Consider the following 12,593-nt stretch of genomic DNA (forward strand, 5'->3'; position numbering starts at 1 on the left):
GCCCGGTCGGGGGCCGGGCTCACCCCGGCTTCCGATCGGTGTCCCCGGGGGAGCGCCCGGTGATCGTGCCGAGGGTGTCGCGCAGTGAGGCGTCGCCGTTCAATCGGGCGCCGACGTGGCCGTCGGGGCGGACGAGGAGGGCTCCGTGTGGGCCGGTGTCGCAGAGGTCGGCGTACCGGGTCGGGAGTCTCTCGACGCGCAGCGGCCACGGCCCGGTGGGCTGTCGTTCCCAGCGGGTGGGATCCGGGGTGAACAGTGTGAACCACTCGCCGAGTGCGTCGAGCGTGGAGCGGTCGGGGGCCAGCAGGAGGTGCGGCATGCGATGGCCGGGCGCCGCGGTGGGGACGTACTCCGTGCCGCTTTCGGCGGGCGGGATCTCGTCGCCCGCGAGGACCGCTCCCGAGCGGTAGGCGACGCCGAGCACCAGGCCGAGCTGGGCGAAGTACCGGTCGGACCAGGGCAGTTCGACTCGGGTCGGTGCCGCGTCTTCGGCCTCCAGCTGTTCGCGGCGCCGGTTCTGCACGTCGAGCATGAGCTGGGTGTTGGCCACTGCCTGACGGAGGGTGCGGTGGGCGACGGGCCGGCGCTCCGGCTCGTAGCTGTCCAACAGCCCTGGCCCGGCCCATCCCTGGAGCACGCCCGCCAGTTTCCAACAGAGGTTGTGCACGTCGGCGATGCCGGCGTTCATCCCGAGGCCGCCGACGATCGGGATCGCGTGGGCGGCGTCGCCGGCCAGCAGGATCCGTCCGTGGCGCAGGCGTTCGGCGACGAACGCGTTCATCACCCAGTGCTGAACCCGCGACACCTCGGCGCCGACGCCGAGGGCACGCGAGACGAGCGCGGCCCAGTCGACGTGCTCGGCGTCCTCGGGGGTGGGCGCGAACCAGGCCCAGCCGCCCTCCGGGTAGAGCGGCGCGAACAGTCCGTGCGCGGTGAAGTAGACCCCGGCCGGCTGGTCGGCGCACCAGCGGTCGAGATCGGCGTCGAACACGACGGTGGTGAAGTCCGCCATCGCCCCCGGGCCCTCGGTCCCGATCCCCAGCGACTCCCGCACGGTGGAGCCGGCGCCGTCGGCGGCGAGCAGACAGCGGGCCCCGACCCGGAACTCCTCGCCGCTCCGGCGGTCGACGAGGCGGGCCACCACGCCGTCGGTCTCCTCCGCCAGCCCGACGAGTTCGCACCCGAAGCGCACCGGCGCGTCCGCCGCGGCGAGCAGGACGGGTTCCAGCCGATCCTGCGAGGTGACCACGCCGATCACCGGGCTCTCCGGCACCGGGCCGTTGATCCCGACCATCGCCGCCGTGGCGAAGTCCTGGTCGCGCAGGCTGTCGCGGAAGCGGATCCGGCCGTACTCGGGCGCGAACGCGCGCGCCCTGACGGCGGCGTCGAGCCCGAGCTGGCGGAAGACCTCCATCGACCGCACATTGGCCAGCCGCGCCCGGGGGAAGGGCGACAGCTCGCCGTGCCGCTCCACCAGCAGGGTCCGCACGCCCCAGCGCTCGAGCAGCGCCCGGGCCGTGAGCCCGACGGGCCCGGCACCGACGATCAACACCGTGACGTCCACCCGACCCATCTTCCGCACCCGACTGTCGCTGGCAACCGACCACGCTGCCTAGGATCGAGTCATGCCCCTGACGACGGACGACGTGGACCGGTTCGAGGCCGCCAGACCGCGGCTGGCGGCCATCGCCTATCGCCTGCTCGGTTCCGCGAGCGAGGCCGAGGACGCCGTGCAGGAGACGTTCCTGCGCTGGCAGGCAGCCGATGTCCAGCGGATCGAGGTGCCCGCGGCCTGGCTGACGAAGGTCCTCACCAACCTGTGCCTCAACCAGCTCACCTCGGCCCGCTCCCGGCGCGAGACCTATGTGGGTCAGTGGCTCCCCGAGCCGCTGCTCGCCGGGGACCCGATGCTCGGCCCCGCCGACACGGCGGAGCAGCGCGAGGCGGTCTCGTACGCGGTGCTGACCCTCCTGGAGCGGCTCGCCCCCAACGAGCGGGCGGTGTACGTGCTGCGGGAGGCGTTCGACTACCCGCACCGGGAGATCGCCGAGATCCTCGGCATCACCGAGGCCGCCAGCCAGCAGACCCTGCACCGCGCCAAGCGGCACGTCGCGGGCGGCAAGACCCGCGTCGAGATCGACGAGGCCGCCGCCCGGCGGGTCGTCGAGGAGTTCCTGGCGGCCGCCACCAGCGGCCGGACCGAGCCACTCGTGCGGCTGCTCACCGAGGACGCCATCGCGATCGGCGACGGCGGCGGGAAGATCCCGGCCCGCGCCAAGGCATGGGAGGGCGCCACGGTGGTCGCGAAGTTCCTGTGGGGCCTGTTCAAGCCAGGCGAGGCCAAGCGCGCCCTCATCGGCGGCTCGGCCGAGGTCTACGCCACCACCGCCAACGGCGGCCCCGCGGTCGTGGCCGTCGTCGGCGGCCGGGTCATCGGCGTCCTGTGCCTGGAGGTCACCACCGAAGGACTCGCCGCCATCCGCACCCAGGTCAACCCCGACAAGCTCGAACGCGCGACCGAAGTGTGGGCCGCCACCGACCACGGGGAGCCCCTGCTCCACGCCTTCTGACCCCGACCGACCCCGATGTGAGCTGCTTCACACCCTGCTCCTGTCAGGAAACGGCGGGCCGCCCGGTTCAGGTGGCGAACCCCCGCGAGACAGGAGCAGGGAAATGCAGCATCGCATCATCGTCCTCGGAGCCGGCTACACCGGAGCCTCGGCGGCCGGACGCCTGGCCAAGCGGCTGCGCGGCAAGGACGTCGCCATCACCCTCGTCAACGCCGAGCCGGACTTCGTCGAGCGCGTCCGCCTGCACCAGGTGGCGGTCGGTCAGGTCCTCAAGCACCGTCCCCTCGCCGAGATCTTCAAGGGCACCGGAGTGCGACTGAGGCTGGCGGAGGTGACCGGGATCGACGTCGACCGCCGTACCGTCTCGGTCCTCGACGAAGGCGGCGTCGAGGAGCTGACGTACGACACCCTCGTCTACGCCCTCGGCAGCCGCTGGAACGACCAGGGCGTTCCCGGCACCGCCGAGCACGCGCACGAGATCGCCAGCCGCCCGGGAGCGCTGCGGCTGCGCGCCGCCCTGTCCGACCTGCCCCCCGGGCAGCCACTGGTCGTCGTCGGCGGCGGCCTCACCGGCCTGGAGGCGGCGACCGAGATCGCCGAGGCCCGCCCTGACCTCGACGTCTCCCTCGCCGCCCGCGACGGACTCGGCGACTGGCTCGCCCCCAAGGGCCGCCGGCACCTGCGGAACGTCTTCGAGGGGCTCGGCATCGACGTGTGCGAGCACACCGAGGTCACCGCCGTCCGGGCCGACTACGTCAGCACCGCCGAGGGCGAGCCCATCCCGGCCGCGGTCACCGTGTGGACCACGGGCTTCGCCGTCCACCCGATCGCGCAGGCCACCGCCCTGGAGGTCACCGACACCGGCCAGATCGTGGCCGACAGCACCATGCGGTCGGTCTCGCACCCGGAGGTGTACGCCATCGGCGACGCGGCCATGGTGATGGGCGCCGGCGACAAGCCGCTGCGGATGTCGTGCGCCTCGGGCACGCCCACCGCCTGGCTGGCAGCCGACTCCATCGCGGCGCGCCTGACCGGGGGAAAGCTCCCGGGCACCAAGCTCCTCAGGTACTTCAACCAGTGCATCTCACTCGGCCGCAAGGAGGCCCTGATCCAGCGCGTCACCGCCGACGACGTCTCCCTCTCCACGGTGCTGACCGGACGGAAGGCCGCCGTCTACAAGGAGATGATCTGCAAGGCCGCCGCCTGGGGGGTCGCCAACCCGACGCTCGGGATGCCGACCCGGCGCCGCCGCGTCGTGACGTCCACCCCTACGGCTGCTGGTACGTCCCGTACCGAGGCTGCCCCGTCGGCTCGTACACCTGGGCCGTGACCCCGCTCGGCGTCGTCTCGCTGCTCAGCAGCCGCAGCCCGGACGGCGCCCCGCCGTCCGGGAAGAGCCGGCGGCCGCTGCCGACGACCACCGGAGCGATCATCAGCCGCACCTCGTCGACCAACCCGGCGGCCAGCAGCGAACCGCCGAGGCGGGCGCTGCCGTGGATGTGCAACTCCCGCCCCGGCCGCCGCCGCAACTCGGCCACCTGAGCCGGTACATCGCCTGACAGGATCGTGGTCGGCTCCCAGGTGGCCTCGGTCAGCGTCTGTGAGGCGACGTACTTGGGCAGGCCGTTGAGCTTGCTGGCGGCGGGGTCGTCCGGGTCGTCCATCTGCGGCCAGTCGCGTGCGAAGTTGACGTAGGTGCGGCGCCCGAACAGGAACGCGTCCACCTCGTCGAGCCAGCCGGTGACGATCCGCAGGAACTCCTCGTCCAGGTGGGGGACGAGCCAGCCTCCCCGCGTGAACCCGTCGCTCGGGTCCTCCTCCGGGGACCCGGGCCCCTGCGACACGCCGTCCAGCGACAGAAACTCCTGCAGAACCACCTTCACCACGCACCGTCCTTCCACGCCACCGGGGCGCCTGCCGCCCCGGCACGGTGCAGACCACGCGCCACCCGAGAACTCATCGGTCCACCTCGGCCCAGACGTACTTGGTGTGGGCATTGGGCACCACGCACCCCCACCGGCTCGCGAGCCCGTCCACCACCAGCAGCCCACGCCCGCCGAGGGCGTCGGCGGACGACCGGGGGGCGTCCGCCGGCGGCAGCCGGTCGGGCCTGGTGTCCCGCACCTCGACCCGCACCAGGGAGGGACCGAGCGCGAGACTCAGCGCGAAGTCCCGCCCTGGCGTGCGGCCGTGGGTGACGGCGTTGGCGGCCAGCTCGGCCGTGATGGTCGCGACGGCGAACGACGTGGGCGTCGTCCGCTCGATCCCGCACCGGTCGAGCTGCCGCACGACGAGCAGCCGGGCGAGCCGCGCGCCACGGCGCGAGGAGCTGAGCTGGACCCTGAACGAACGGACGGCGTCTGTGTGTTGCGTCTTCACGTGAGTAACCGTCCCGTCGCGCATCGTGAGTGACCAGACTGTGGTCTCGTCTCACGTGGGCCTGTACGGGTCGGCCCCGATTCTGTACGGGTCGCCGGCCGTGACCGTGGTGTGCCGGATGGCGTTGATATGCCAGCGTACGTCGAGACACCGGGGACTGATGTGCATGGGAACCAACCGTCCGAAGACACGGAACGCCGACGACGAGCGCCCGGCCATCTGGGTCGGGTACGGGAAGCTGCTGAAACTCTTCCGCGAGCGGGCCAAGCTGAACCAGCAGCAACTCGCCGACGCCGTCGGGTACTCGCTGGAGCAGGTGGCGTCCATCGAGCAGGGCCGCAGGCCGGCGAAGGAGTCCTTCACGGACGCCGCGGAGCGGGTCCTGAAGACCGGCGGCGTGTTGAAGGCGCTTCAGGACGATGTGGATCTGGCGCGACTGCCGCGCTTCTTCCAGGACTTCGCGGCGCATGAGATCGAGGCGGTGAGCCGTTTCTCGTACGACCCGCTGCTGATCCCGGGGCTGCTACAGACCGAGGACTACGCGCGAACGCTGTTCATGAACCACTGCCCGCCACTCGACGACGAGATGGTGCAGTTGAGTGTCGAAGCGCGCCTGGCGCGACAGAAACTGCTCACCAGGGTGCCGATGGCCGATCTCTGTTTCATCATCGGCGAGTCCGTGCTGCACAACCCCATCGGCGGCGCGGACCTGATGCGTGGACAGTGCGAACGCCTGCTGGAGGCGCAGAAGCAGCGCAACGTCGTGGTCCAGGTGATGCCCGCCATGATCGGGCCGCACCCGGGTCTCAACGGTCCGATGGTCCTGTTGGAGACCTCGAAGCATCGGCGGGTCGGCTACGTCGAGTCCCAGGAGGTCGGAACGCTCGTCACCGCTCCGGGAGATGTCAGCGCCTTCGGGTTGCGATATGGCAAGCTGCGCTCGCAGGCCCTGAACGCCGAGGAGTCTGCGCGACTCATCGAACGCGCGGCAGGAGAGCAATGAATTCCGAACAACTCGCCTGGTTCAAGAGCAGTCACAGTGGATCCGGCGGCGGTGACTGCGTCGAGGTCGCGGTGCCCGCGCGGGTGCTGGTGCGGGATTCCAAGCGCCCGGCGGGGCCGCGGCTTCGGTTCGGCCGGCGGCAGTGGGCCGCCTTCCTCGGTCAGGTGCGTTAGCGCATCGCGTCCGCGACCTCGGTGCGCAACCGGGGCAGCATGTCGTGGAAGATGCCAGGGCACTGCGTGGAGTTGAAGTCCATGTGGCCGTAGAGCTGCGTCGGCACGATGCCGTACTGCTGGCAGACGTAGGCGCAGAGCGTCACCAGGACCTCCCACTGGGCCGTGGGCGGGGTCGCCCCGTCGTGGTAGGCGCCCTCGTTGGCGATGCCGATGGCGTCGTAGTTCTGGCCCGAGGTGTGGGCACCGAGGACGAGGCCGTTGCCGGCGGTGAGGGTGCGCAGGCTCTCGTGGCGGCCCTCGGTGATCCAGCCGCCGCGGCTGACCAGGAAGTGGTAGCCGGTGTCGATCCAGCCGTTGTCGTCCATGTGCAGGCCCTGGACCCAGTGGGCGTGCGAGTGGGCCTGGGCGCGCGAGAAGTCGTTGGTGTTGTCGCTCACCGTGTGGTGCACGATGATCTTGTTCGGCCGGTTGCTGAGCACGTTGATGGTGCCCCGGTTGGGGCGCGCGCCCCAGGCGGCCGTGCTGTCGATGTCGGGTTCGACGGCGGCCGTCGCCGTGGGGGCGGCGGCGTTGGCCGTGCCGGCCATGGAGGCCGTGGCGGTGCCGGCGACGAGGCCGGCGGTGGTCGCGAGGAGGACGCTGCGGCGGGTGGGGCGGGAACCGGACACGATGGCTCCTTCGGGCGGAGGCGTGTGGGGGGAAACGACGAAGGGGCCGGTGGTCGCCGGCCCCTCCGTGGTGTGCGTTACGCGGTGTTGTTCGCCAGGGCGAGCAGCCGATCCCGTGAACCGTTGAACTGGTCGCGGTCGACGTTGCCCGAGATGCCGCTCACCGAGCCGGTACTGGTGTACTGCCAGACCGTGTGGACCCCGAACCCGCCGGGCAGGGTGGGGCTGTTGGCGGTGGTCCAGTGCGCCACCCACAGCGGGCTCTGGCTGGCCATGCCGCTCCAGCTGCCGGTGCAGGTGTTCCACCAGCTGGGGGAGGTGTAGATCACCACGTCGCGGCTGGTCCGCGACTTGTAGGTGTTGTAGAAGTCCTGGATCCACGTCCGCATCTGCGAGGTGGACAGGCCGTAGCACTGGGCGCCGTAGGGGTTGGACTCGATGTCCAGGACGCCGGGGAGCGTCAGGTTGTCGCGGGACCAGGCGCCGCCGTTGGAGGCGAAGAAGTTCGCCTGGGTGGCGCCGCTCGACGCGTTCGGCAGCGCGAAGTGGTACGCGCCGCGGATGACCCCGGCGCCGTGGGCGGCAGGGTAGTTCGCGTTGAAGTTCGGGTCCCGGTAGGTGGTGCCCTCGGTGGCCTTCATCCAGGCGAACTGGATGCCGGCGTTGCGGACCGAGGTCCAGTTGATGCTGCCCTGCCAGCGCGAGACGTCGATGCCCTGGACGCCGTCGGTCGGGGCGAGCGGGACGATGGTGTCCGTGTCCTCGGCGATGGCGCCGCCCTCGTGGGCGAGTTCGCCGGCGCCCATGAACGCCTGGCCATGTCGCAGCTGGCCCACCGAGAGTTCGGTGGGCTCGCCGGCCGGGGGCACGGTGTCGGCCGCGGCGGCGGTGCCCATGGGCGTGATCAGCAGGGCGAGGGTCGCGGCGAGCACGCCGCCGAGCGTCAGTCGGCCCAGGCGCGGTCTGCGGGACCGGGAACGGCGGGACTTCATACTTGCTACCTCCTGGCACGTTGCGAGATGTGTGGGGGTGTATGTGCCACAGCGCGGAGAGACGGCCCGCCGGGAGTGAACCGGGCTGATCGGCGGAGCCGTTGAGCATTCTGTGTGGGGGTTCGTGGGGGTGTGCGCTCCCTGTGTTGGCGTGAGCGCGTCATCAGTGACGCATACAAACCCCTGACAGGTAAAGGGGGTTCGGGATCACTCTGTGGTCCATACCGGTGAAAGTGGCTTTGACCTGGGGCAACGGGCGTAGACTCCGGGAACTTTCGCGCCTGGAAAAGCTGACCGTCAGTTGCCGCCGGCCAGTTCGAAGGCGAGGTCGGGCGAGAACGTGCCGGCTTGGGCGGCGCAGCCGTCGGCCTCGCCAGGGGGCTTGATCCACAGATAGGCCGCTATGGCGGGATCACCCGTCTCGGTGGTGGGGGTCTGGCCGAGCCGGCGGCCGGCCGGGTCGCACCACTCGTCGCCGAGCGGACCGTTGCCGTTCCGGCTGGTGTCGATGACCGCCCGCAGCCGCTCCTCGCCGAGCTCGGCCAGGATCTGCTTCGCGTAGTCGGTCTCGGGGCCTGTGGCACGGAAGTTGGCTATGTTGGTGGCGATGCCGTCGCCGTTCTCCAGCACGCCGGCGGCCGCCAGCCGGGAGGCCATGTCGGCGGGGGAGTGCCAGTTGGAGTGGCCGCCGTCGAAGTAGACCGTGGCGCGCGGGTTGGCGTCGTGGATCGCCTCGGCCGCGCGGTTCAGCGCCGCGAAGCGGGCGTCGCGCTGGTCTTCCGAGAGGCAGTCGGCCAGGGCGATCGAGTCGGGTTCGAGGACGATCACGGCCGGGTCGTCACCCAGGCCGGCGGCGAAGTTCGCCATCGAGGCGTCGTAGCTCGCCAGGTCGGGCACGCCCCCCGAGGATGCGCCGCCGCAGTCGCGGCCCGGCAGCAGATAGCTGACCATGACGGGCACCTCGCCGGCCGCCGCGGCGGCCGTGGTGACGTCGCGGACCCTGGCGGTCACGTCCCGGTCGTGGGTGAACCAGATGCCGAGCGGCTGACTCGCTATCCGGTCGACCAGCAGCTGCCGGCGGCCGTCGCCCCCGTTGTCGGCGATCCACTGCCGGATCTGGTCGGTCGGGTCCGAGAAGAACTCGACGGAGGACGGGGCCTGTTCGGCGTCGTCCCGGTCGGCGCCCGCGTCGGCGTCCCGGTCGGCCTCGTCGTCCTCGGCGCCGCCCTCGTCGGGGGCGGGCGACGTCGGCACCATGCCCTCCTCGGGGTCCGGCGGGCTCATCGACTCCTCGGGATCGGACGGCAGCGAGGAGGAGCGGGCCAGCGGCGAGGGCCCTGGCGACCCGGGCTCGTCGGGACCGACGGCGCCGACGGTCGCCACGATCGCCCCGGTACCGAGGGTCAGTACCCCCGCGAGCGAGGCGCCGAGCAGGATCCGGGAGCGGGGGAGCGGCGGGCGGCGGAAATCAGGGGCCTTGGGAAGACGCACGAGCCGGGATCCTCTCACTGGCCCGTGGACACTCGGGCCTGATATCGACGATGGTTCCCCGCCCCCGCGTGCCGATCGCTGGCGCCGATCATTGCGCGGCTGCTGACGCGCCGTCAATGGGAATCGCCGGCCGTGGCGGGCACTCGCCCGGATGGGTGTTCCCGCCCCAAACGAAACATTTACCATGCCAAAGGGGCACCCCGCTCGTCGAACGGCGGCGCCACCGCCGGGTGGGACCGGCGGGAGGGCGGCACGGCTACGCCGACCGGCTGATTCCGATCTTCGACCGCTGGCACGAGACGGTTCCGGTCCCGGCCGGGCCTCGACGTGTTCCACAACGCGTTCGACGAAGCGCGCCTGCTGCCCGGCGTCGTGGCCCGGCAGCGCGGCGCCGCCGGCCTGTCGCGCACCTGCGCCGGCTGCGCCGACCTCGCCAGGCTGGTCCACCACGTCCGCGACCGGGTCCTGGCGGACGTGGCCCGGCTGAGCGGGACGGCTTCCGTCGCCGAGCGTGACGAGTCCCCGCCACCTCCGTGACATGATCGCGCGGCCGCATGACCCGGCGTGAGCTGGGCAGACGTTCCGCGCCGGTCGGCCTCAATCCCCGTCGCACCGAACGGCCTTGGACACGGAGTGTCGCCTCGGCGGCGGGGCACGGTAGGGAGGTCGAGGACAACGATGTCCACCAACAGCCGGCCGTTGAGCCGGCGCGCCTTCGGGGGACTGGCCGCCGCGGCCACCGCGGCCGCCGGCGGACTGACGGTCGCCGGGTGCGCCGGCCGAGCCGACACCGCGTCCCCGGACGCGCCGCTGCGGATCGTCGCCAACAACCACGTCTGGGCGGAGGCGATCAGGGAGTACTTCGGCGAGTTCGAGGAACTCGTCGGCCGCCGGGTCGTCATGTCGATCCTCACCGCCGACCAGCTGGGCAACAGCTACAACGTCAAGCTCAACGCGTCCGCCACCGACATCGACGTGATGATGCTGCGGCCGCTCCAGGACCTGCTGCTCTTCGCCCACAACGACTGGGTCGCCGACCTCACCGACCTGGTGACCGGCGACCGTGACTACGACTGGTCGGACTTCCAGGAAGCGCCACGCCAGCGCTGCACCGTCGACGACAGGGTGGTGAGCGTCCCGGTGGTGACCGAGCGGCCGGCGCTCTACTACCGCCGGGACCTGGTCGCCGACCTCGGCGGGGCGCCGGCCACCCTGGACGAGCTGATGGCGGTCTCCCTGGAACTGGCCGACCGGCCCAACGACTTCTTCGGCTACGTCGGGCGCGGGCAGCGCAACGGCGCGGTCAGCCAGTGGTCGAGCTTCCTCTACTCGTTCGGCGGCGACTTCACCGTCGACGACCGCTCCGCCATCGCGAGCGACGAGGCGATCGCCGCCTACCGGTACTACGGCGAACTGCTGGAGCGCACCGGCCCGCCGGGCGTCACCAACATGACCCTGGAACAGGCCATGCCGATCTTCGCCCAGGGCAAGGCCGCCTTCTACATCGACGCCGACGCCATCTACACCAACTTCCTCGACCCCACGATCTCCACCGTCCAGGACACCATCGGCTTCGCGCCCTTCCCCGCGGGCCCGGCCGGCGCGCTCGGCTACAACATCCCCTCCTGGTCGCTGTCCATCAACGCGTTCTCGCTGCTCCGCGACGACGCCTGGGAGTTCGTCCGCTGGGCCACGAGCCCCGAGATGGTCGCCCGGATCCAGGCCGATGGCATACCCGGCGCCCGGGCCTCGGCCTGGGCGGACAGCGACACCCTCGGCGCGTTCCCACCCGAACTCGCCGAGACGATGCGGATCGGCGCCGAACGCGGCGTGGACCACGACCGGCCCGAGGTGCTCCAGGTCGGCCGCGCCCGCGACATCGTGGGCCGGCCCCTGGTGGCCGCGGTGCTCGGCCAGGAGGTGGAGCCCGTCGCCCGGGACGCGGACGCCGAGTTCGCCGACTTCCTCGTCCGCGACAACCGCCACCGGGGGATCTGATGACCACCCTCCAGACCACGCCCCGGCAGCGACCGGCCCGCGAAGACGGGCGCGCGGGGCGCCGGCCGCGCTCGTTCGAGCAGGCCAACCGGCGGCTCAAGTGGGCGATGTTGGCGCCGGCGCTGCTCTTCGTCGGCTCGATGATCGTCTTTCCGCTGCTCTTCACCCTCGACCTGGCCTTCAGCGACGCGTTTGGCGCCGTCAACTCCGGCCGCGAGCACATCGGATTCCAGAACTTCGGCGACGCGCTGGGCGACACCCGGCGGTTCTGGCCGGCCGTGCGGCGCACGGTGGTGTTCACCGTCGGTGCCGTGCTGCTGGAGACGGTGCTCGGCCTGGCGCTCGCCATGCTGATGCGGAAGGCGTTCCGCGGCATGCGGTGGGTGCGGGTGATCCTGCTGGTCCCGCTGCTGACCACGCCGGTGGCGATCGGCATCCTGTGGCTGCTGATCCTGGACCCGACCAACGGCATCGCCAACCACCTGCTGGAGTCGGTGGGGTTGCCGCCGCAGGAGTTCCTGGGCTCCGTCAGCCAGTCGCTGCCGACGTTGATGCTGATCGACGTCTGGCAGTGGACCCCGATGATGACGCTGCTGCTCCTCGCCGGCCTCTCCACCCTGCCGGAGGAGCCGGAGGAGGCCGCCCACGTGGACGGGGCCAACGCCTGGCAGCGGTTCCGGCACGTCGTACTGCCGATGCTCTCCACCACCCTCGCCACCGCGTTGGTGCTGCGCTCGGTCGACGCCCTGAAGACGTTCGACCTGCTGTACGCCACCAAGGGCCCGGGCGGCGGCTCCGACTTCGAGGTCGAGACGCTCAACGTCTACGCCTACGGCCTCACCTTCGACTACCTGGAGTACGGACTCGCCTCCGCCGTCCTCGTCCTGTTCACCCTCTTCATCATCGGCGTCGTCCTCGTGCTGCGCCGCCGCGCCGGAAGGGAGTCCGCATGACCACCGTCGACGCCATGGCGGCCCGGGCCAGGCTCCGCCGCCGGCGCGCACTCGGCTGGCTGCGGGGGATCGCCATCGCCCTCGTCTGCCTGGTCTTCGTGCTGCCGGTGGTCTGGATGTTCGCCGCCGCCTTCAAGACCAACGTGCAGGTCACCGACCCGAGCGTGGGGCTGTTCTTCGAACCGACCCTGGCCAACTTCCGCGCGGTGCTCTCCGACAGCGAGATCCCGCGCGCGATGCGCAACTCGCTGATCGTGGGCGGGGTGTCGACCGCGCTGTCCGCGCTGATCGCGGTGCCGGCGGCCTGGGCGGTCGGCCGCTTCCGGATGCACCGCACCGGCTCGCTGATCCTGGTCGCCCGCA

14 protein-coding genes are annotated in these 12,593 nt (G+C 71.5%); 8 read left to right on the forward strand and 6 right to left on the reverse strand.

Annotated features, from left to right (window positions below; translation table 11 throughout):
• Window positions 1–19: 19 nt before the first annotated feature.
• Window positions 20–1,573 carry an FAD-dependent monooxygenase gene (locus ACYVPE_RS28020; protein ID WP_461036531.1) on the reverse strand — a complete coding sequence of 518 codons (1,554 nt, stop codon included), beginning with the start codon at window positions 1,571–1,573 and terminating at the stop codon, window positions 20–22.
• Between the two features lie 52 nt (window positions 1,574–1,625).
• Between ACYVPE_RS28020 and sigJ the strand changes: the two genes are divergently transcribed.
• Both sigJ and ACYVPE_RS28030 read left to right on the forward strand, forming a co-directional pair.
• A complete protein-coding gene (gene sigJ, locus ACYVPE_RS28025; protein ID WP_461036519.1) occupies window positions 1,626–2,570 on the forward strand; it encodes an RNA polymerase sigma factor SigJ in 945 nt (314 codons plus the stop codon).
• A 103-nt stretch (window positions 2,571–2,673) separates the two neighbouring features.
• Window positions 2,674–3,900: an NAD(P)/FAD-dependent oxidoreductase gene (locus tag ACYVPE_RS28030; RefSeq protein ID WP_461036520.1), complete on the forward strand. Its 1,227-nt coding sequence runs from the start codon at window positions 2,674–2,676 to the stop codon at window positions 3,898–3,900.
• Here ACYVPE_RS28030 and ACYVPE_RS28035 read toward each other — a convergent pair.
• Window positions 3,839–4,453, reverse strand: coding sequence for a dihydrofolate reductase family protein (locus tag ACYVPE_RS28035; RefSeq protein WP_461036532.1), 615 nt, complete (start codon window positions 4,451–4,453; stop codon window positions 3,839–3,841). The two genes, ACYVPE_RS28030 and ACYVPE_RS28035, sit on opposite strands and share 62 nt — an antisense overlap.
• A gap of 73 nt (window positions 4,454–4,526) precedes the next feature.
• Window positions 4,527–4,949 (reverse strand): ATP-binding protein, encoded by a 423-nt coding sequence (locus tag ACYVPE_RS28040; protein WP_461036521.1) that lies wholly within the window; start codon window positions 4,947–4,949, stop codon window positions 4,527–4,529.
• 166 nt (window positions 4,950–5,115) lie between these two features.
• Between ACYVPE_RS28040 and ACYVPE_RS28045 the strand changes: the two genes are divergently transcribed.
• Window positions 5,116–5,952 carry a helix-turn-helix domain-containing protein gene (locus tag ACYVPE_RS28045; protein WP_461036522.1) on the forward strand — a complete coding sequence of 279 codons (837 nt, stop codon included), beginning with the start codon at window positions 5,116–5,118 and terminating at the stop codon, window positions 5,950–5,952.
• On the forward strand, window positions 5,949–6,125 hold the full coding sequence (locus tag ACYVPE_RS28050; RefSeq protein WP_461036523.1) for a DUF397 domain-containing protein: 177 nt from the start codon (window positions 5,949–5,951) through the stop codon (window positions 6,123–6,125). Before ACYVPE_RS28045 ends, ACYVPE_RS28050 begins: the two co-directional genes overlap by 4 nt.
• Here ACYVPE_RS28050 and ACYVPE_RS28055 read toward each other — a convergent pair.
• The 3 genes from ACYVPE_RS28055 to ACYVPE_RS28065 all read right to left on the reverse strand — a co-directional run bounded on the left by ACYVPE_RS28055 (window position 6,122) and on the right by ACYVPE_RS28065 (window position 9,279).
• On the reverse strand, window positions 6,122–6,796 hold the full coding sequence (locus ACYVPE_RS28055) for a peptidoglycan recognition protein family protein (protein ID WP_461036524.1): 675 nt from the start codon (window positions 6,794–6,796) through the stop codon (window positions 6,122–6,124). The genes ACYVPE_RS28050 and ACYVPE_RS28055 overlap by 4 nt on opposite strands.
• A gap of 77 nt (window positions 6,797–6,873) precedes the next feature.
• Window positions 6,874–7,788, reverse strand: coding sequence for a lysozyme (locus ACYVPE_RS28060; protein ID WP_461036525.1), 915 nt, complete (start codon window positions 7,786–7,788; stop codon window positions 6,874–6,876).
• Window positions 7,789–8,085: 297 nt separating this feature from the next.
• The gene (locus tag ACYVPE_RS28065) at window positions 8,086–9,279 is read right to left on the reverse strand and encodes a glycoside hydrolase family 6 protein (RefSeq protein ID WP_461036526.1); all 1,194 of its coding nucleotides are present in this window, start codon (window positions 9,277–9,279) and stop codon (window positions 8,086–8,088) included.
• 327 nt (window positions 9,280–9,606) lie between these two features.
• On the opposite strand from ACYVPE_RS28065, the gene ACYVPE_RS28070 reads away from it, so the two are divergent.
• The 4 genes from ACYVPE_RS28070 to ACYVPE_RS28085 all read left to right on the forward strand — a co-directional run.
• Complete coding sequence (locus ACYVPE_RS28070) at window positions 9,607–9,816, forward strand: hypothetical protein (protein ID WP_461036527.1); 210 nt, start codon at window positions 9,607–9,609, stop codon at window positions 9,814–9,816.
• A gap of 141 nt (window positions 9,817–9,957) precedes the next feature.
• Window positions 9,958–11,277 (forward strand): ABC transporter substrate-binding protein, encoded by a 1,320-nt coding sequence (locus tag ACYVPE_RS28075; protein WP_461036528.1) that lies wholly within the window; start codon window positions 9,958–9,960, stop codon window positions 11,275–11,277.
• The gene (locus tag ACYVPE_RS28080; protein WP_461036529.1) at window positions 11,277–12,230 is read left to right on the forward strand and encodes a carbohydrate ABC transporter permease; all 954 of its coding nucleotides are present in this window, start codon (window positions 11,277–11,279) and stop codon (window positions 12,228–12,230) included. Before ACYVPE_RS28075 ends, ACYVPE_RS28080 begins: the two co-directional genes overlap by 1 nt.
• A partial coding sequence (locus ACYVPE_RS28085) for an ABC transporter permease family protein (protein WP_461036530.1) occupies window positions 12,227–12,593 on the forward strand: 367 nt, incomplete at its 3' end. The genes ACYVPE_RS28080 and ACYVPE_RS28085, both read left to right, overlap by 4 nt.

Source organism: Streptomyces mayteni, from assembly GCF_054783955.1.

What these genes read in the sequence shown, in the direction of transcription:
- ACYVPE_RS28080 (WP_461036529.1), top strand. Translation starts at nt 11,277, where the DNA reads ATGACCACCCTCCAGACCACGCCCCGGCAGCGACCGGCCCGCGAAGAC.
- ACYVPE_RS28020 (WP_461036531.1), bottom strand. Translation starts at nt 1,573, where the DNA reads ATGGGTCGGGTGGACGTCACGGTGTTGATCGTCGGTGCCGGGCCCGTC.
- ACYVPE_RS28030 (WP_461036520.1), top strand. Translation starts at nt 2,674, where the DNA reads ATGCAGCATCGCATCATCGTCCTCGGAGCCGGCTACACCGGAGCCTCG.
- sigJ (WP_461036519.1), top strand. Translation starts at nt 1,626, where the DNA reads ATGCCCCTGACGACGGACGACGTGGACCGGTTCGAGGCCGCCAGACCG.
- ACYVPE_RS28075 (WP_461036528.1), top strand. Translation starts at nt 9,958, where the DNA reads ATGTCCACCAACAGCCGGCCGTTGAGCCGGCGCGCCTTCGGGGGACTG.
- ACYVPE_RS28050 (WP_461036523.1), top strand. Translation starts at nt 5,949, where the DNA reads ATGAATTCCGAACAACTCGCCTGGTTCAAGAGCAGTCACAGTGGATCC.
- ACYVPE_RS28045 (WP_461036522.1), top strand. Translation starts at nt 5,116, where the DNA reads ATGGGAACCAACCGTCCGAAGACACGGAACGCCGACGACGAGCGCCCG.
- ACYVPE_RS28060 (WP_461036525.1), bottom strand. Translation starts at nt 7,788, where the DNA reads ATGAAGTCCCGCCGTTCCCGGTCCCGCAGACCGCGCCTGGGCCGACTG.